The 18434-nt window shown below is 39.3% G+C and carries 18 protein-coding genes; 11 read left to right on the forward strand and 7 right to left on the reverse strand.

The genetic code is table 11. The features are described from left to right. Positions 1-4: 4 nt before the first annotated feature. Positions 5-919, reverse strand: a complete 915-nt coding sequence (locus tag ADHAQ_RS0105195) for a DUF72 domain-containing protein (protein WP_026462040.1) — start codon at positions 917-919, stop codon at positions 5-7. Positions 920-1255: 336 nt separating this feature from the next. Here ADHAQ_RS0105195 and ADHAQ_RS0105200 point away from each other — a divergent pair, with 336 nt between their 5' ends. Then, on the forward strand, positions 1256-1987 hold the full coding sequence (locus ADHAQ_RS0105200; RefSeq protein WP_026462041.1) for a septal ring lytic transglycosylase RlpA family protein: 732 nt from the start codon (positions 1256-1258) through the stop codon (positions 1985-1987). 90 nt (positions 1988-2077) lie between these two features. Here ADHAQ_RS0105200 and ADHAQ_RS0105205 read toward each other — a convergent pair whose 3' ends face one another. The 3 genes from ADHAQ_RS0105205 to ADHAQ_RS0105215 all read right to left on the reverse strand — a co-directional run bounded on the left by ADHAQ_RS0105205 (position 2078) and on the right by ADHAQ_RS0105215 (position 5706). Beyond that, entirely contained in the window at positions 2078-3778 is a 1701-nt protein-coding gene (locus ADHAQ_RS0105205) for an ATP-binding protein (RefSeq protein WP_026462042.1), read from the reverse strand. 127 nt (positions 3779-3905) lie between these two features. After that, the gene (locus ADHAQ_RS0105210; protein ID WP_026462043.1) at positions 3906-5204 is read right to left on the reverse strand and encodes a glucuronyl esterase domain-containing protein; all 1299 of its coding nucleotides are present in this window, start codon (positions 5202-5204) and stop codon (positions 3906-3908) included. A gap of 64 nt (positions 5205-5268) precedes the next feature. Continuing rightward, positions 5269-5706 (reverse strand): hypothetical protein, encoded by a 438-nt coding sequence (locus ADHAQ_RS0105215; RefSeq protein WP_026462044.1) that lies wholly within the window; start codon positions 5704-5706, stop codon positions 5269-5271. A 199-nt stretch (positions 5707-5905) separates the two neighbouring features. On the opposite strand from ADHAQ_RS0105215, the gene ADHAQ_RS0105220 reads away from it, so the two are divergent. After that, a complete protein-coding gene (locus tag ADHAQ_RS0105220; protein ID WP_026462045.1) occupies positions 5906-6382 on the forward strand; it encodes a hypothetical protein in 477 nt (158 codons plus the stop codon). A gap of 99 nt (positions 6383-6481) precedes the next feature. On the opposite strand, the gene ADHAQ_RS0105225 is transcribed toward ADHAQ_RS0105220, so the two are convergent. Next, a complete protein-coding gene (locus ADHAQ_RS0105225) occupies positions 6482-7018 on the reverse strand; it encodes a peptidase associated/transthyretin-like domain-containing protein (protein WP_026462046.1) in 537 nt (178 codons plus the stop codon). 149 nt (positions 7019-7167) lie between these two features. Here ADHAQ_RS0105225 and ADHAQ_RS24570 point away from each other — a divergent pair, with 149 nt between their 5' ends. The 8 genes from ADHAQ_RS24570 (at position 7168) to ADHAQ_RS0105265 (ending at position 14812) form a co-directional block, all read left to right on the forward strand. Next, positions 7168-7533 (forward strand): SPW repeat domain-containing protein, encoded by a 366-nt coding sequence (locus ADHAQ_RS24570; RefSeq protein WP_051359722.1) that lies wholly within the window; start codon positions 7168-7170, stop codon positions 7531-7533. 231 nt (positions 7534-7764) lie between these two features. Continuing rightward, positions 7765-8403 (forward strand): DUF6799 domain-containing protein, encoded by a 639-nt coding sequence (locus tag ADHAQ_RS0105235; RefSeq protein ID WP_026462047.1) that lies wholly within the window; start codon positions 7765-7767, stop codon positions 8401-8403. Between the two features lie 293 nt (positions 8404-8696). Continuing rightward, positions 8697-9296, forward strand: a complete 600-nt coding sequence (locus tag ADHAQ_RS0105240; protein ID WP_026462048.1) for an RNA polymerase sigma factor — start codon at positions 8697-8699, stop codon at positions 9294-9296. Further along, the gene (locus ADHAQ_RS0105245; RefSeq protein ID WP_026462049.1) at positions 9271-9504 is read left to right on the forward strand and encodes a hypothetical protein; all 234 of its coding nucleotides are present in this window, start codon (positions 9271-9273) and stop codon (positions 9502-9504) included. Before ADHAQ_RS0105240 ends, ADHAQ_RS0105245 begins: the two co-directional genes overlap by 26 nt. A 15-nt stretch (positions 9505-9519) precedes the next feature. Beyond that, positions 9520-10194, forward strand: coding sequence for an endonuclease III (nth, locus tag ADHAQ_RS0105250; RefSeq protein WP_026462050.1), 675 nt, complete (start codon positions 9520-9522; stop codon positions 10192-10194). Between the two features lie 153 nt (positions 10195-10347). Next, positions 10348-11757 (forward strand): T9SS type A sorting domain-containing protein, encoded by a 1410-nt coding sequence (locus ADHAQ_RS0105255; RefSeq protein WP_084523739.1) that lies wholly within the window; start codon positions 10348-10350, stop codon positions 11755-11757. Between the two features lie 17 nt (positions 11758-11774). Then, positions 11775-13646 carry an asparagine synthase (glutamine-hydrolyzing) gene (gene asnB / locus ADHAQ_RS0105260; protein ID WP_026462052.1) on the forward strand — a complete coding sequence of 624 codons (1872 nt, stop codon included), beginning with the start codon at positions 11775-11777 and terminating at the stop codon, positions 13644-13646. Then, positions 13646-14812 (forward strand): glycosyltransferase family 4 protein, encoded by a 1167-nt coding sequence (locus ADHAQ_RS0105265; RefSeq protein ID WP_026462053.1) that lies wholly within the window; start codon positions 13646-13648, stop codon positions 14810-14812. Before asnB ends, ADHAQ_RS0105265 begins: the two co-directional genes overlap by 1 nt. Positions 14813-14819: 7 nt before the next feature. Here ADHAQ_RS0105265 and gldB read toward each other — a convergent pair whose 3' ends face one another. Next, positions 14820-15818, reverse strand: coding sequence for a gliding motility lipoprotein GldB (gldB, locus tag ADHAQ_RS0105270; protein ID WP_071781093.1), 999 nt, complete (start codon positions 15816-15818; stop codon positions 14820-14822). A gap of 77 nt (positions 15819-15895) precedes the next feature. Here gldB and ADHAQ_RS0105275 point away from each other — a divergent pair, with 77 nt between their 5' ends. Beyond that, positions 15896-16555 (forward strand): porin family protein, encoded by a 660-nt coding sequence (locus tag ADHAQ_RS0105275; protein WP_034256597.1) that lies wholly within the window; start codon positions 15896-15898, stop codon positions 16553-16555. A 70-nt stretch (positions 16556-16625) separates the two neighbouring features. On the opposite strand, the gene ADHAQ_RS0105280 is transcribed toward ADHAQ_RS0105275, so the two are convergent. Beyond that, positions 16626-18236 carry an Rne/Rng family ribonuclease gene (locus ADHAQ_RS0105280; RefSeq protein WP_026462056.1) on the reverse strand — a complete coding sequence of 537 codons (1611 nt, stop codon included), beginning with the start codon at positions 18234-18236 and terminating at the stop codon, positions 16626-16628. Positions 18237-18434: the final 198 nt, after the last annotated feature.

The raw sequence follows: 18434 nt of genomic DNA on the forward strand, positions 1-18434 counted from the left end.
TATGTTAAAACAATTTGCCCTGGATAAGCTGCGGAATAGGTTTGCTTTTTGCTAATTGAATGCCACAAAACCTTGCTAACTGATCTATTAAGTAATTAAGCAAAGCCGCCGAGTGGTTTACATCTTCCTGATGAATAAAAAAATAAATGGTTTGCAATCCCTGATCTAACCAGGATTGCAGCCGTTTAACCCATTCGTCTATCCGGCTAAAGTCTGTTCTATGTAACCCATACCCATTGAAGCGAATAAAAGCAGTAGCGGTAGTAAGCCGGGCATGTAAAACATCCCGGCGGCCGGCCACATCGGTAATTACGGTACTTATTCCTAATGCTTCCATTGCCGTCCATAGTATTTCAGCTTGATTTGGATTTGAAAACCAGGCGGGATGCCGAAATTCAACGGCCAGCGGAAAGTCTTTCGGCAAACTTTCAAAAAATGATAATAAGGTATTTGTTTCTTCAGGGCCAAAGGCGGGAGATAATTGAAGAAATACTACACCCAGATGCTCTTGCAAACCTGTTAAAGCTTCTTTGAATATTTTTATAAGTTCTCTTGCCTGACTTAGTTTTAAATCCTGACTTATGCTCTGAGGCACCTTTGGGCACAGTTTAAAATTAGGACTAACCTGTTGCCGCCATCGGTCAATAGTAGATGTCTCCGGAATGCGGTAATAAGTTGTATTAACTTCTATGGCATTAAATTGCCGGCTGTACCAATGCAACAAATCTTTATCGGAAGCATCAGCAGGGTAATAACTACCTAACCATTGTTTGTTATGCCAGGTAGGGCATCCAATATACACCTGGGGCTTTAGGTAGTTTATACTTTCTGTAGCTTCTAACATCCGGGTGGTAGCCGGGTTGTCAGGAGGCAATGCAAACAAAATATTTTCCAAGGTATTTACCTTTCCAAATTCCATAATTTAAACATAAAAATGTGCCAGCTATTTTCCCCTTTTGTTCTTCCTCATTCAGCTAAAATTTGCTTAAAAAAAATGATTATGAAATTTTTTTTAGATTTTTTTTAACCTGTTTTTAATATATAGTTTGATATATATATTGTTGTACTAATTTTCGATAAAAACAGCTCTAACAGCCTGTAACAAAATATTTTTTTGAATTAAAACGTTTTTAAACGCTTATCTCAAAAGCGCTGTGGATACCACAGCTCCACCCCCTGAACGCGCCTAAAGGTCTTAAAATTAGTTTTTATAAAAATTTGTTGTAATTTTGCTGCCTCACCAATAGATGAACACATGCGTATAACGAAATTACACTATGTATTCAGCTTACTTTTTATCTTATTTATTGGCCTAAGCGAAGCAGTTTTCGCACAAGAAACAGGCAACATTCAGAAAGGTTCGGCAACTTGGTATGGGTCGCGTTATCATGGTCGGAAGACTTCCAGCGGCGAGATCTATAACAAAAATCAAATGACTGCCGCTCACCCAACTTTACCTTTTGACACCAAAGTAAAGGTAACCAATCTTGATTCAGACAAATCCATAATTGTAAGAATTAATGATCGGGGCCCCTTTGGAGGTAAAGGTCATATTATCGATTTATCAGAAGCAGCCGCCAAAAAACTTGATGTTTTTCGGGATGGTTATGCCCAAGTTGAAGTAGAAATTTTAACGCTGCCAGAAAGTACCGAAGCGGAGGACGCAACACCAGTTTTAGTAACTCCTGAGCAATTTGTTACTAAAGCTGATTCTCTGGGATCTTCTGCTTCTATAAGCACGCCTTATTTCATTATTCAGGCTGGTGCCTTTGCCGACGAAACCAATGCCATCCTACAGTCGGAAAAGCTAAAAGCCTTGGATGTTAATTTACCAGTAGCTTTAACCGAAGAATTGGTAAAAGGCAAAAAGGTTCACCGCGTAGTAGCCGGTAAATTTACTAACCGGGCCCAAGCCGAGCAGTTTAAATCCAAATTGCAAAAGAAAGGCATCTCGGGCATGGTTAAACAGGTTTATACAGCCTCGTAACAATACTTAATACCCCAAATAAGATAAAAGTAAAGCGTACATAACAAACGCCAGCCAATTCAGAATTGGCTGGCGTTTTGTTTTACATTATTATACAACTACATTAAGCGCAGGCTTTTTTAGGAAAATTTTAAAAACAGAACCATTATTTACCGCACTTTCTACTTCTATATATCCGCCCGTATTCTTAACTAACCTGTTTACAATGTAAAGCCCGATACCAGAACCCTGAGTATGATCATGCAGGCGGGAAAACATTTTAAATAACTTGTTTTGGTTCTTTTGCACATCAAATCCAATTCCATTATCGGCTACAGAAATCATGTAATAGTTTCCAGCATCTGACCCAGTAACAATTACCTCTGGCACCCTGTCCGGGCTCCGGTACTTAACGGCATTACTTATTAAATTCTGAAGAATACTTTTTAAGTTGGTACGAGAATAAATTAACTCCGGCAACTCTGCAAAATAAGCTTGTACTTGGGCGTTGTTTCTTTCAATTAAATCAAATAAACTTAATTTAACTTCTCCCAGCACCTCTTCCAGGTTTATTTTTACCAGCTCTTCTTCTACATAACGTTGGGCTCTTGCTACCTGGCTTAAATCCTCGATGGTAACATAAAGTTGGTGCAGTGATTTATCTAAATAAAAAGATATATCTTTTGCATCCGGCGATTCGGGTTTAAGCAAGGGCTTTAATTCTTCTACTAATTGCAGAATATTAATCACCGGACTTTTTAAATCATGTGAAGCCCGGTAAACAAAATTATCCAGGTCCTCATTAATTTTTACCAGCTCTTCATTCTTTTGTAATAAGCTTTCCTGCGCTTTCTTATAATCATCAATATCAATACTAGTTCCTACCCAAAGTTCCAGTTCATTATTATCGTTAAATACAGGTTTAGCTTGCGTCAGGTGCCATCTGTACGTTTTATCTACTCCTCTTAAAAGTCTGCCTTCCCTTCTATAAACCTTTTTATGCCTGATGCTACTTTCCCACATTTTACTGGCAGTTCCCACCTCGTCCGGATGAACAACTTTTTTATAATTAGCTAAATCTAAATTTCCTCTCTCAACTCCTGTATAGTTATACCAACTTTGGTTATAGTAGGTAATTTCACCACTTGGTTTTGCGGTCCAGGTTATTTGAGGTAACGATTCTAAAACCAACCGCACCCGATGTTCCGCATTTTGTACCGCTTTATATAAACGGGCATTATCTATGGCTACAGCTGCCTGGGCAGCAATACCTACCACTAGTTGTTCGGCATATTCATTGAAAACATCAGCGTCCGAATGTCCGAAAAAAAGACCTCCAATAACACTCCCATCTTTTGAAAAAACAGGCACGGCCAAATAGCTTCTTACAGGCAAATGCCCCGCTGGCATACCGGCATATGGTTTATTTCTTCCATAACGCGGGTCCTTGGTAATATCTGCCGACCGAACAACCCCAATGCCATCAAAGGTGTGGCCAAATACCTCGGTTTTACGTGGCATAGGAAATTTAGAGAAAGCTTCGCGCGGCACACCCGATAAGGTATAGAGCTGGTACACTTCGCCGTGCTCATTAATATTATTATAGAAAAAGGCTCCAAACTGTGCCTTACTGATTTTAGTTGCCGCATCTGTTACTGCCTGCACTATTTTATCCAGTTCTAATTCGGAGGAAATAGAGGCGCCAATTTTTGATAAAAGATCTAACTGCAGATTTCTTTCTGCCAGCTGCTTTTGAGCTTCCTGCAACTTTTGTTCTAACTCCTGAATAGTAACTGGTGCTTGTGTATCCATAAAATTTTTCACTGAAGACTCCGAGGCTGATTTAAGATACGGGTAAAACTGGGGAAGGTATAAAGGGTAACGCAGTCAATTACCGCTGTTAATTTAGATAAGGTATGCTGCCAATAAAGAAATGTATTTACTTTATTGGCTTCAGGAAATGCTTTTTAGCAAAAGCTATGTGTTGCTGCCAATCGTAAAAGGTAATATCATGCTTACCTTTCCGGATATGATAGCCGATGGTTTCTCCTACAGGTTGTTCTAAAGGAGGCATTTGCTGCACAGTTATACCTTTCTTAGCATACAATTGGTAAACCGGCCCGGCATGTAAGGCTCCTAAAAACTCTCCTTTGGGGTCGGACCACCGATCTTCTACCGCACTACTTATATAGAGAGGCCGGGGAGCTACTAAGCTTAACAACAGGTGCTGGTCAACAGGCAATTTGTTCGGATTATTATTGTACCGGGCGTAACTTGGGCTAAACCAATGTGGGAAATTATTATTTAAGCGGGTAATTGTTTCTCCAAAATTTCGGCGCGATAAGGCAGCCCCTCCTTCTCCGGAATCATTAGCAACCACAAGGGCATAACGGGTATCATTGGCACCTGCCCATAAAGCAGCTTTTCCTATTCGGGAATGCCCGGTAAGCACAATTTGCCTAGAGTTAATAGCTGGTTCAGTTACTAAAAAATCCATGAGTCGGCTTAGTCCCCAGGCCCAAGCCCCAATAGCACTCCAATTCTCTTTTGGTAGACCTAACTCCTGAGCCATAGTAGTACGGATACCTGTTTGCCAACCCGCCGCATGATCAGGTTCCAAGTCGCCGTAATAAACAGTAGCTAACGCAAAGCCTTGCTGCATTAACTCTTCTACCGGCCACCGGCTTGCCTGCATCCCCCTGGCCGCTTCGGTAGCCCTGTTATTTATTACTCCCTTCGATTCATTATTTATCATCCATCTTTCAGATAGCTTGATGCTAGGGTCGGTGCTGATACAATGATTGCCATAGAAATTAAGGCCGGCAAAAGCGGGAACTGGTCCTTTGGGGTTATTTGGTAAATACAATAGCACCTCCATGCTGGGGCCAGTAGTGTCTTTGGTAAAATAAACCGTAACTTGTTTGCGGGTAGCTAATCCGTTCAGAGCTGTTTTATCTATTTCGGTTACCTGAAAATGCAGTTCCGTAGGTTTACCCGGCAACTGTCCGTAAACTTCCTGCTTAAACAAATTCAGAATTTCGGGCCGTCTCTGTGTTTCCCACTCACTTACCGTAGTTACCTTATCCCCATTAGCTAATTTTAAAGGATCAGGCAGGCGATAGGAGCCCACCTTAGCTTCATCATAATTTATATCGTTACCCTGGCTAAAGCCTTGCAGGGTAATTAAAAGAAAACCCCACAGATATAAAAAAGACTTTTGAGTTAAACCGGATTCCATACTTTATCTGTTAATACTATTCTTTAAATATTAAAGATAAAAAGGGGATATCCTATCAGATGGGCTATAATTTCACCTGCACTTCTTCTACCCAATGCATAGCCTCTCCGGCATCTACAAAAACAACCATTTCTAGGTCACTCATCTTAGGAAACTTGTTCTTAAGCAGGTGCACCATGTTATAAGAAAGCAATTTAGAAGCATTATCGTTGGGTACTACCCCTATAAACTTCCGGATGCCGTTTTGTACCAGATTAGCCAGAAAATAATTAATAATCCAGTTGGCATCGGCGGCTTTGCCATATCCTACCTGGGTAATATCATTTAACCAGCAGAGAGGGTTATAAAGCATTACCATATTTAGCGCAATTTCTAACCCTTGCTTAAATTCCTCGGGTGAACGGCGCTGCTTCCAATACAAATGAAGCAGGGATAAGGCAGGCTTGTAAGTAATTAATAAACAATCGTTTTCTTGTGTAATATCTACCTCGGGCAAGGTCATGTTGGTAATTTTTATCTCTTTTTACAGAATAATGGATTAAAAGTTTACGTGAATTAATTAATTAATTTTTTCTTTTCCCTAAAAAGTAGGAGTATCAAAAATCACTAATAGAAATTTATTCTTTGTATACTGTAATTTACATCAAAGAAGTTATTAAATCGTATGCACCGTTACTGCTCTAATATTTGAATAACATAGCATGAAAATTATTACCCTTATAACATTAGTAACCACCAACCTTATACTTTTTACAAGTAGTTGCACCCATCAGCATGTTGTAGGTTATACAGGCGCTGCCGCACCTGCCAATGGCACACCGGCGGCCACTACCACCCCACGGGCTGATTTAGAGGGCAATTGGGATTATAAAATGACAGGTGATCAAGATGTTCAACCTTTAAGTGGAGCACTGCACATACGGCGCAACGGCGCAAGTACCTCCGGCTATACCGGTCATATTACTGTAATAGAATTGGATATTGACGCCGATACAGAAATTGGGCGGGCTGAATTAAATGGCCAGAATTTTACTTACGATGGCCGCATCCAAACAGGCGTTGGCCCCATTCCCTTTACCCTTACCGGAACCATTATAGGTAACTCTTTAAATGGCCAGGGAGAAATTCGCCTGCCACAAGGCAATACTACCTATAAAATAACTGCTACCCGCCGGTAGTTAAATTAATAAAGCAGCAATAAGAACTTAATGGTACTATATGTTCCAAGATTAAATGAAATTAAAAAGCACAAACTTTTAAGTTCATGCTTTTTAATTTCATTTAATAAATTCCTGCGCCACTACCTGCTTGCCACCGGGCTCTAGTTTTATATCTGGTTTTACATGGACTTGTTGCGTACCAAATAAATCATCTAATCTTGTTTGCTTTGCATCCTTTCCGGCTCTGTTATCTGCCGATTTATCATTTACTATTGGGCTTAAAATGGGTGTGTACCTGGGCTTGTAGTAGATTAACTTTTTAGGAGCATTGGCAGATTTAAAAACAATAGTATACGTATCAGGCGGCAAGCTAGTAAACATATAGTTTCCGTTTGCATCTGCTATTGCCTCAAAGAAAACGTTTTTAAACAAATCATCGGTTGAGGCACTGGAATTAACCTGTTTAGTAGAAACTGCATAAACGGTTGTGCCTGAATCCGGTAAGGTTTTTTCTTTTTCTTTTACAGTGATTGCTCCAAAAATAACTCCCGGAGCTGATCCAGGTTTACTATTGCCCCCCCCCTCCTGCGATTTACCTTGGGTACAGGCAAAACCAACCCATCCTATCATAATGCCATATAATATTTTTTTCATAGTTCCCCCTCGTTACAACTAGAATTTTATTATGAGGTAATTATACCTCAGGCCTCTTAATTTGTTTTCCTAAAGGCTCAACTTCCGTATTAATACAGCCGTATTTTATAATAACCAGAAAAAATACTTTTAACAAAAACTACAAGAAGATGAATCAGCCAATTAGCCGATCTGCACATGGTGTTGCCGATTATTCTTATGCTTCGCTGGTACCAGTTGCCCCTAAGCTATTAGGTTTTTCAGAAGAAAGAACTGCCTCTAATTTGTGCTACCTGCTAGGTAGCGGCGCCCTGTTATATAGCTTGTTTACTCGGGCAGAATGGGGTGTAGTTCGGAAAATGCCTTTTAAAACGCATATTGCCCTGGACATAGCAGCTAACTTATTTGCCATTGGTGCTCCCTGGTTATTAGGCTTCCATAAAAATAACCGCGCCCGCAATACAGTTCTGGCAGTTGGTTTAACCGGATTAACTATAAGCCTTTTTACGAAGCCCGAAGAAATGAAAGAGCTGTAAAATAATTTTACAGCTCTTTCATTTCTATTAAGTGGTAACTACCTGTTCTACTCTTGTTGCTTTTAAACCTGCTGCTCTTACTTCAGACTTTATACTATTCTAAATTCTTTATCATATTTTACGTATAGATAATTTAGGTTTGTATTTAACCCATTTAGTAAAATATAGTTATTGACTTCTTGATTTGGGCTGGCATAATTTACTTACAAGTACTTAATCTTTAAATTAACTATGAAAACAATTTTATCATTTTTAGCTGGTAGCCTGCTCTGTTTTACTATAAGCACTGTCCAGGCACAAACAGAAGCAGCAAGTTTAAAACCTGAATCAATGAAAGATGGTTATGCCATGCATAACGGAACAATGATTCAGATTAAGAACAAGGAAATTAGCCCCCTTACAAACGATGTAACTTTAAAAAATGGAACAAAAATAACTAAAACGGGGCTGGTAACCCTGCCGGGGAAAAAACCACAAAAGTTACAGGAAGACTATGCAGTAAATTTAAATGGCAACATTGTAATGCTGAATTATGATATGATGACTTACGAATCCATACAGCAACATTCGCAAAAAACACTAGGTAATACAGATGCAGAAATAATTACAACGGATAAAGGCGCCGCTATAGGACGCAATGCTGATGGCTCCAGTTCTGCTGCCGGTCTGGATGTAGATGTCTTATTTAACAGAAGGTCAGAAATTATTAATGAGCGGAACAATTTAGTAAAACAAAGAGCGGCTGTGCTTAACCGCCTTAAAGATAAAGCAGCTCAACAAAAGAGTACTGAAGCAGCCCAAATAGATGAGCAGATTAAAAAGTTAAGTCAGGAATTAAAGGAAATTGATGAAACTTTAAAAAAACAATAATTTTTTATAAAATTTAAAGCAAAAAAGGTGTCCGTTAATTTACGGGCACCTTTTTTGCTTTAAATGAAAAATATTTTATTTGCAGTGCAACCCTTTAAAAAATATTTGGTCTTTAATCTTAAAAAGGAGTTCTTTTTAAAAATATTTTAATATCGGATAAATTATTTTTTGAGGTGCATTGCAATTTAAAAAATACTTATATATATTTGATAAACAACAATAATAATATCCATCAACCCCTAAATCGTACTGCATGATAAAAGCTTTACATTAATCCTTATGTAGCTTTAGAAATGAATATAATCCAGCTTAGCGATTCCGCTTTAGTATCGCTTTATATTGCAGGTAACGAAAACGCTTTTGAACTTTTACTTAACCGCCATAAAAACAAAGTCTATACAACTATTTTATTAATAGTAAAAGACACAGACACGGCCGAAGACTTGGTACAGGATACTTTTATTAAAGCTATCCATACCATGAAAAGCGGCCGGTATAACGAAGAAGGTAAGTTCTCTTCCTGGATATGCCGTATTGCGCATAATCTGGCAATAGACTATTTCCGTAAAGAAAAGCGCAGTCCGATGATAAATCTGGAAGACGGAAGCAATATCTTTAATCACCTGTCGTTTTCAGAAGAGTCGATAGAGACACTGCAAATTAAAGAGGAAACACATGACCGTCTCCGCGAGCTGATACAACAGCTACCGGAAGCCCAGAAAGAAGTGCTGATTATGCGGCACTATGCCGACATGAGCTTTCAGGAAATTGCCGAGGCAACAGGTGTTAGCATTAATACTGCATTGGGTAGAATGCGGTATGCACTCATTAATTTGAGAAAGAAAATGACTAACCCAGATATAGCTTATGATCAAAATCTTTACTCAAAATGAACTACTTCAGTATGTGTACAACGAATTAGATGAAAATTTAAAAGCACAACTAGAGGCGGCCTTGTTACGAGACCACCAGTTAGCTGAAGCCTGTGCCGAATTGCTAATTGCCAAAGCCACCCTGGAGGCGGTTGAAAAAGGTCCCGGCAAAAAAACAGTAAATGCTATTTTAAATTACTCCAGAAACTTAAGTTTGCAGCTAGAATAGCTGCAAACTTTTTTTATGCGCAAACAAGAACGCTTTAAGCATTTAATAGAATATTTTACTTCGAATTTTCCGGAGCCCAAAACCGAGTTGGCCTATACCAATGCCTATGAATTAATTGTGGCAGTGGTGTTAAGTGCGCAGTGCACCGATAAGCGGGTAAACATGGTTACCCCCGCTTTATTGGAACAATATCCTACCCCGGAACATTTAGCCACGGCCACGCCAGAAGAAATTTTCCCTTTTATAAAAAGCATTTCCTACCCCAACAACAAAGCCAAGCACTTAGCCGGGTTAGGGAAAAAATTAGTAGAGGATTTTAATAGCGAAGTACCCGATACGGTAGAAGACTTACAAAAGCTACCGGGTGTTGGACGTAAAACGGCCAATGTAATTGCCTCTGTAATTTACAATCAGCCGGCTATGGCCGTAGATACGCACGTTTTTAGGGTTTCAAAAAGAATAGGCCTGGCCACCAAAAATGCGCATACGGCCCGGGAGGTAGAAAACCAGCTAATGAAAAACATTCCGGAAGACTTGGTACCTAAAGCCCATCATTGGCTTATTTTACATGGCCGTTATATTTGCGTTGCCCGTCGCCCCAAATGCGAAGAGTGCCCACTTACCTTCTTCTGCGATTTTTACCAGAAACATTATCCTAATTTACCAGACGACCCGGAAAACAAACTATAACAACTCTTATAAACGTGGCTGGCCATTGGTATATATTTTGCTGAAAACTAATAAAGTAATATTTTAAATTTATTAGAAGCTAAATATACCCAAAAAGTAATATAAACCGTTTCATCTATAGGTTAGTGGTATCAAAAATTAAAGGTGAAGCTTATGAAAACATCTTCTACTTATTTCTTCAAGCTTTCTTTGTGCCTCCTATTTATCCTGCTAATAAACTTAGTCCAAGGCCAATCCATGAATGGCTATATTTCCTGTGTAAGAGACCCGAATAATCCCTATAAAATAACCGCAACTTTAACCACCTACCAACCCAAAACCCTAACCAATCCCGACAATGTAGAGGCTACCCTATATTGGGGAGATGGCACCAAATCAACAGAACCAAGATTTCGCAGATCTTCTTTAGATGAAAATTATTTTATAAGCATCTACAAGCTCGAACATACTTATGCCTCACCAGGTACTTATACTATTGGGTTTCGGTGGGCGAACCGCGACTTAGGTATTTTTAATATTCTGGAAGCGCACAAGCATAGTTTTTATATCTCAAATCAAATAAAAATAGATCCTATTTTAGCTAATAATAGTACGCCCACTTTAGTAGCTGCGCCACCTTTTTGGTTACCAGAAATAAATACTAATCAAAAATTAACTTTTAACCTGGCTGCACAAGATACGGATGGCGATAGTATAGCATACCAATTGGTTCCGGCGTTAGAAGATTTGGTTTTTCAGCCATACCCTGTAGGCACCGTTATTGCTAGTTATACTATACCTAATTTCGTTTCCATAAATGCTAAAACCGGCGCCTTTATATTAGAAAATGTTCCTGCTCCGGGTGTTTATAATTTCGCTTTACAAATAGCGGAATACCGTAAAAAAGAACTTATTAGTCGGACCCTAGTAGATTTTACTTCTTTGCTAGGGTACCTGGAAAATAATCTTAAGCTTAGTTTTAAAGTTACAGATGCCTCTGATCAACCCTTAGCTAATAACCATACCATTAGTGCCTTATTAAATCAGCCTATAACTATCAACGTTCAGGTATCGGATCCTAATGCTACCCAAGTATCTTTAGATGTTTTTAGTGAGTTAATCAGAGAAAACAACGCTACTTTTAAAACCTCCTCTGAGGGGAAAACCCAATCAGGCACTTTCACTTTTACGCCACTTGATGGCCTAAAAGTAGATCATCCTTATAGAATTTCTTTTTCGGGTTTATCAACTAATGGCTTTCATTCCCAATATACCAGTACTGATATTACTATAGTTATAAAACCTAATACCACCACAAATGTTAGTAATGATAAAAAAATTGAGTTAAAAAATCCTTATCCAAATCCAGCTGAAAACTATATTATTATTGAGCATCTCCAGGCAAAATCGGGTCATTTGCTGACCATTAATGACCTGACAGGAAAAATAATTAAAAAAATACCTATCAATAATCCCGCATACACCGTAATTTTCCGCCAGGACCTTATGTATTCCGGACAGTATTTTTACTTTATATCCGACAAATCACAAATAAGGCAATCTGGCAGGTTTAATTTTAAATAAATTTTGATAAACACTTAGTGTGCGGCATTAATCTAATCCTGGATAAGACAGGAAATATTCCAACTGAAGCTATCAGTAAAATGACGGCAGCTACCGTTCATCGCGGACCTGATGCGACAGCTGTGCATACTGCTCCTTATAAAAGCGGTCAGGTATTCTTCGGGCAGAACAGGCTTAAAATTATAGACTTATCGGATGGAGCAAATGGTCCCTTCCGATCAGATGATGGCCGGTATACATTGCTTTATAACGGCGAAATATATAATTACCAGGAACTCAGAATAGCCATACAGCGGCGGGGCTACGAGTTCAGAACAGAATCAGATACGGAAGTTGTTTTACAATTGCTGATACAAGAGGGCCCCCGGGCACTAGGGCACCTTAACGGCATGTTTGCTTTGGCGTTTTATGATTCCCAAAAGGAACAGCTTTTTCTGGCCCGCGACCGGTTCGGTATTAAACCCCTTTATTTTGCGGAAACAGAAAATTTCCTGATTGTATCCTCAGAAATCAAAGCTATTCATCAAAGCGGATTAATAGCTAAAGAATTAAACGAAAATCAGTTAGAGCAATATCTGTTATACAAACACGCCGCTAAGCCCCAAACATTTTATAAAAAAGTAAAAGAATTAAAAGAAGGCACTTATTTTATATACGAACAAGGAAAGAGCGGATTATATACTTATTTTAAAACCCCGCCTTCCAAACACCGGCAGGAAAATCCAGAGAGACTGGTTCAGCACGTAGAAGTATTATTGAAAGAAAGCTTACAAAAACATTTAGTCTCTGATGTACCAGTAGGCTTGTTCTTAAGCGGCGGAATAGATTCCACGTTGTTATTGGCATTGTTGCACGACCTGGGACATAAGCAATTCCCGGTATTTACCATAACCCAAAAAAATACGGCAAAGTCTTTCGGCTCCAGGGATAATAGTTTTGCCCAACTGGCAGCTAAACAATATAATGCTGCTTATACTCCTTTTGAAATTGAGGACTCTCTGCTGACCGAAACCAATGCTTTTATTCAACACCTGGATCAGCCTATTGCTGATAGTGCAGCCCTGCTTACCAGCTACCTGGCACAACAGGTTAAGCCATACATAAAAGTAGCGCTTTCGGGCGCTGGTGCCGATGAATTATTTGCTGGTTATAACCGGCATCGGGCATTTTATGAATACCTGAACAGTCCGGTTAAAGCTTCTGTGTTTAAAACCCTGGTTAAACCCATCGCCGGGATACTACCCACCGGCTTTAGCCATCCACTGCGTAAAAAACTTTTACTTTACAGAAAGCTAGCTTATAAGTTAAATAAAAGCCCGCGCCAAACTTTTTTAAACTTTACGGCTATGGAAAAAGAGTTACAACAACTCTTATTAACTACTGCCGGCAGCACTAAAGAACCAGATAAAAACAAAATCAAAGACCGGGATTGGTTACATTGGGCATTACAGCACGATCAGCATCAATATTTAATTTCTGATATTTTGGCCATTACCGATCAGGCCTCTATGCTACATAGTTTAGAAGTGAGAACCCCCTACCTGGAAAATCATTTACAACTGTTCTTATCAGGCTTAAATACCGATTGGCTACTTAAACACGGCCAAAAATGGATGCTGAAAGAAACCTTAGCAAAACACCATGGGCGCGCATTTTTAAAGCGTTCAAAAGAAGGTTTTGGCATGCCCCTGGGTATCTGGCTCAGGCAAAAGCACAATCATCATTTATTAGAGGAGCTTCAGAATTCGCAATCCTTGATTTTTGAATACCTGGACTTTGCTAACACGCAGGAGTTAATTCAAAGGCATTTACGTGGCCGCCATGATTTTAGTACCGAGATCTGGGCCTTGATTGTATTGGCTAAATGGCTTCAGTATAACTTTGGCTAATGCGCATTCTTTACATTCATCAATACTTTAAAAAACCAGCAGAAGGAGGTGCGTTACGTTCTTATTTTTTAGCTAAGGCCCTAGTAGCCGCCGGGCATGAGGTTGAGCTTATTACTGCTTATAATGGAACGGTTTATAAACAGGAGGAGGTAGCTGGTGTACTTGTTCATTATTTACCAATAGCCTATGACAACTCCTTTCATCCTGGTCAGCGCTTAGCTTCTTTTGCCTCTTTTATGGTACGTGCCACGTTGGTAGCATTAAAACGGAAGCATATCGATGTATGTTATGCCACCTCTACCCCACTAACGGTTGGTTTAATTGCGCTGGTACTAAAAAAATTAAAAAATATCCCTTTCTATTTTGAAGTACGTGATCTTTGGCCCGAGGCTCCTATTCAGTTAGGATATATTAAAAGCAAATGGGCCCAGGGGCTGCTGTATAAACTGGAACAAACTATTTATAAGCAAGCCGAAAAAGTTATTGCTTTATCACCGGGAATAGCAGCAGGCATTACCCGTAATAAACCTACCTGGGCCATACCAGTTATTCCTAATATGGCCGATGTAGATTATCATCGGCCAACTTATCCGGTTTATTCCCCTAACCACGACTTATTTTATATTGGTTACTTTGGCACAATTGGTCGGGCCAACCGGTTAGATTTTTTACTTAACATTGCTAAATCCGTTCAGGAACAACACCTAAATCAGGTAAAATTTATAATTGGAGGTACCGGAGCCGAAACTTCTAAATTAAGAGAAGAAACCTATAAATTAGGAATAAGTAATATTACCTGGACCGGATCACTTAATCGCGAGCAGGTGCGGCAGTATCTAGCTCTTTGCCATGCTACCTATACTTCCTTTGATGTGCACCCAATTTTGCAAACCAATAGTCCTAATAAGTTTTTCGAATCATTGGCAGCGGGCAAACTGACTCTTGTAAATACAAAAGGGTGGCTGCAGACTTTAGTTACCCAAAATAAGTGTGGTTTTTATGCTGATCCGAATAACCCGGAAGAATTTATCCAAAAGCTAACTCCTTACTTGCATGATGCAGATCTATTACGGCGGGCTCAGCAAAACGCCCGGCAATTAGCAGAGCAGCAGTTCTCCCGGCAAAAGCTTTGCCAGGAGTTTCTGCAATTATTTACTTCCCATTAATACTAAATTAGCTCCGCTTTTTAGGCTTGTATTTCGACTGCAGGAATATTTTTTGTGAATCCGAATCATTCATAAGTTGCTGCAGTGTAATGTCAGGGTTCTCTGCCATGTATTTGCGAACAATTTGCCACCCTACCCAAGTGGCTACCCGTCCCGGACAGCGCTTACCTATTTCCGGGATGTTTGGTCGCTCACCTACATATTTATTAACTTTAAAATGATCAGTTTCATACAGCAATCCTTTTTCTATAAAATGAGCCCAGATTTTTCCTTCGTTATACCTTACATCTGCTATTTGCTGGTCTGAGTAACCAATAATCAAGGAGTCAGGCGTGCAAGGCATCATGCGTTCCGTAAAGTAAAGCGACTTACCGTAATTAATCATTTCAGCCATCATGTTGCTCCTTTCCAAATCAATCTTGTTGTATTGCGAAGACAGCTGTAAAACGACTGCTGGCACCATATTCTCCGGTTCGTACCGTTGCAGAATGTATTCAGGCTGTTGCGGACGGTACCTGGCCTGCTTACCTGCAAAATAATCGATACCCAGCACCAGCAAACTATCAGACACAAACAAATCAGGTCCTAACAAACCACTGATATATGTATTTACCTTTGGGACAATAAAAGTAGGATAATAATATTTAAGATGTTTAAATGCTGTTTCTAAGTCTTGTTTAATAGGCGTTAGATCCTTAAACTTATTCTCCGTCTCCTGGGCAAACTTATTTAAGTTAGGTTCGTTCGTTAATCGGGTTAAAGAAGCTACTATATTACCATCCGGAGCCTGAGGCTTTATTTGCAGGTATCGTTGGGCAAATGAGGGATGCTGTGCTAAAAAGGCTCGTATGGCATTTTCATCTTTGGCCGCAAAAAATGAGTTCTCTAACCGCTCAATAGTTACCTGAGCCTTTATTTTAGCTATTTCGGGATTTATTTCACACTTCTTTTTCTGGCAACTGAAAATTATTGATAGAGTAAAAAAGAAGGCAATATATTTTTGCATAACATTTGTACGTTTAAGACAAAATTAGAAACGAATCCGTTACTTAAATAATATCCTGCTCTATTTAAACATCATCTATGAAAAAAATTGTTTTTGTTGCTTTTCTAACGCTGCTTACTAATTCTGTTTTTGCTCAATGGGAAATTGGTTTACGCATTTCGCCTTCCATGGCAACCAACCGGGTAACAGCTCCCTCCGCTTTTCAGTTTAAAGGGCTTAATGCTAAAACACATTTAGGCGGCGGCATTATAGCTGATTACTTTTTCCAAAGAAATTATGCCTTTAGTACCGGATTTATTTATAATGGAACCGGAGCTGGAGTTGCGTACAAGGATGCGCAAAATCAAATAAGAGCCGACGAGTTCCGGCTCCAGTACCTGGAAATTCCGCTTACCATTAAATTATTTACAAATGAAATAGCTCCGGAAACCAAGCTGTTTTTTCAAGTAGGAGGCTCTTTAAATCCTATTGTAGCAGCAAAGGTTAACAATCAAAAGCTAAACCCGGACAATGATTCCAAATATATCCGGCACTTTAACTTTATGGATCTGAATGCTATTTTTGGATTAGGAATAGAAAGACAAGTAGGCGAAAGCACCAAAATATTTAGTGGATTATCTTACCATCGGGGCCTGACCAATATTGACAATTATTATAAAAAACGCGGCCAGTTAAACAACAGAAACATTTCTATTAAGGCAGATTATGTAGCCTTAGATTTAGGAATTAGATTTTAAGGTGCAGTTATAAAAGCAGAAAGCCCCAAAAGATATCTTTTGGGGCTTTCTGCTTTTATTATGGGTTAGATTATTCTGTCTCAGATTCTACAAATTTCTCCTGGACGGAATTTTGTTCTACAACACTGGCATGAAGTTCTATTTCTTCACCATTCTCGTCAACTACTCTAAAATCAGTAATTCCCAAGGAGGTGTCCTGTACAAACTTGATCCACTTATAATATTTAAAAAACAGCTGCCACTGTTTGGACATAAACCCTTTGGTATAATAAGAATATACAAATGGATGCACAAACAGCGAAATATTCTTCTGATTCTGAATAGTCAGTAAATCATCAATAATGTGCTCAATCTGGTCGGTCACCAGAATACTAGCCGTAATTTTGCCAGTTCCGCCGCAAGTAGGGCAAACTTCCCCGGTTGAAATATTTTGTTCAGGCCTTACCCGCTGACGGGTAATTTGCATTAACCCGAATTTAGAGATAGGAAGTACGGTATATTTAGACCGATCCTTCTTCATTTCTTCTTTTACCACTTCATATACCTTCTGCCGGTTTTCCGCAGATTTCATATCGATGAAGTCGACAACAATAATTCCGCCTAAATCGCGCAAGCGCAATTGGCGGGCCACCTCGCGGGCGGCAGTTAAATTCACATGTAAGGCTGTTCCTTCCTGATCCGTTTCTGAGTTGGATTTGTTACCGCTGTTAACATCTATAACATGCAGAGCCTCCGTATGCTCAATAATCAGGTATCCGCCGCCTGGTATACTAACTGTTTTGCCGAAAAGCGATTTTAACTGCTTTTCAATGCCGTAGTGTTCAAAGGTCTTTACTTTGCCCGTATAATGCTTCAAAATATTAGCTTTATCCGGGGCAATTTTTTCTATGTAAGTTCTGATTTCATCGTGCATCTGGGTATTATCCACCACAATGTTATCAAAGCTTTCATTTAAAATATCTCTCAGAATGGATGACGAACGTCCAAGCTCACCGATTATTTTATCACGATCTTTCGCAGTTTTTAGCACATTTACACCTTGTTCCCAGGTGCTTACCATACTGCGCATATCTCTATCGAGTTCCGCCACATCCTTTCCTTCGGCTACTGTCCGGATAATAACCCCGAAATTTTCGGGTTTAATGGACATAATAAGCCTTTTAAGGCGTTGACGCTCCTCTTTGCTCACAATCTTCTTCGAAACACTTACCGTGTTTGAGAAAGGCACCAATACCAGGTAACGGCCCGCCAGTGATAACTCACAAGACAAACGGGGTCCCTTAGTAGAGATAGGTTCCTTTACGATCTGAACCAGCACTTGCTGGCCCTTTTTGAGCACATCGCCCATTTTACCCAGTTTATCTATTTCGGGTTCAAACTTAAAACCATTAAGTTTGGACGTAATATTTTTCTGGGTTTGAGCTAGTTTAACAAATTTATTAAGTGACTTAATATGGCCACCTAAATCGTGATAATGTAAAAACGCGTCTTTCTGATAACCAATATCAATAAAGGCGGCGTTTAAGCCCGGCATAACTTTTTTAACTGTACCCAGAAATATATCTCCTACGGTATAGTTCGTATCATTTCTTTCAAAATGATATTCGACTAAACGTTTGTCCTGTAACAGGGCAATCCGTTCTCCATCTTGAGTAGAATTGATAATTAATTCGTTACTCAATGTCGTTATGTTTTATATGAAAGAAAATACCAAAACCCACGCTTGCCTTTGGCAACGTGGGTTATTAAGAAGTTAGGCTAAACTACTTCTTCTTATGTCTGTTTTTTCTAAGACGTTTCTTTCTTTTGTGGGTAGAGATCTTATGTCTCTTTCTTTTTTTTCCGCAAGGCATGACTTAAATTCTTTAACGTTTTAACT

This window comes from Adhaeribacter aquaticus DSM 16391 (genome assembly GCF_000473365.1).
Classification (GTDB): domain Bacteria; phylum Bacteroidota; class Bacteroidia; order Cytophagales; family Hymenobacteraceae; genus Adhaeribacter; species Adhaeribacter aquaticus.

Bases quoted from the DNA above. Each gene is read 5' to 3' on its own strand.
- ADHAQ_RS0105195 (WP_026462040.1), bottom strand. From the start codon at position 919: ATGGAATTTGGAAAGGTAAATACCTTGGAAAATATTTTGTTTGCATTG.
- ADHAQ_RS0105200 (WP_026462041.1), top strand. From the start codon at position 1,256: ATGCGTATAACGAAATTACACTATGTATTCAGCTTACTTTTTATCTTA.
- ADHAQ_RS0105205 (WP_026462042.1), bottom strand. From the start codon at position 3,778: ATGGATACACAAGCACCAGTTACTATTCAGGAGTTAGAACAAAAGTTG.
- ADHAQ_RS0105210 (WP_026462043.1), bottom strand. From the start codon at position 5,204: ATGGAATCCGGTTTAACTCAAAAGTCTTTTTTATATCTGTGGGGTTTT.
- ADHAQ_RS0105215 (WP_026462044.1), bottom strand. From the start codon at position 5,706: ATGACCTTGCCCGAGGTAGATATTACACAAGAAAACGATTGTTTATTA.
- ADHAQ_RS0105220 (WP_026462045.1), top strand. From the start codon at position 5,906: ATGAAAATTATTACCCTTATAACATTAGTAACCACCAACCTTATACTT.
- ADHAQ_RS0105225 (WP_026462046.1), bottom strand. From the start codon at position 7,018: ATGAAAAAAATATTATATGGCATTATGATAGGATGGGTTGGTTTTGCC.
- ADHAQ_RS24570 (WP_051359722.1), top strand. From the start codon at position 7,168: ATGAATCAGCCAATTAGCCGATCTGCACATGGTGTTGCCGATTATTCT.
- ADHAQ_RS0105235 (WP_026462047.1), top strand. From the start codon at position 7,765: ATGAAAACAATTTTATCATTTTTAGCTGGTAGCCTGCTCTGTTTTACT.
- ADHAQ_RS0105240 (WP_026462048.1), top strand. From the start codon at position 8,697: ATGAATATAATCCAGCTTAGCGATTCCGCTTTAGTATCGCTTTATATT.
- ADHAQ_RS0105245 (WP_026462049.1), top strand. From the start codon at position 9,271: ATGATCAAAATCTTTACTCAAAATGAACTACTTCAGTATGTGTACAAC.
- nth (WP_026462050.1), top strand. From the start codon at position 9,520: ATGCGCAAACAAGAACGCTTTAAGCATTTAATAGAATATTTTACTTCG.
- ADHAQ_RS0105255 (WP_084523739.1), top strand. From the start codon at position 10,348: ATGAAAACATCTTCTACTTATTTCTTCAAGCTTTCTTTGTGCCTCCTA.
- ADHAQ_RS0105265 (WP_026462053.1), top strand. From the start codon at position 13,646: ATGCGCATTCTTTACATTCATCAATACTTTAAAAAACCAGCAGAAGGA.
- gldB (WP_071781093.1), bottom strand. From the start codon at position 15,818: ATGCAAAAATATATTGCCTTCTTTTTTACTCTATCAATAATTTTCAGT.
- ADHAQ_RS0105275 (WP_034256597.1), top strand. From the start codon at position 15,896: ATGAAAAAAATTGTTTTTGTTGCTTTTCTAACGCTGCTTACTAATTCT.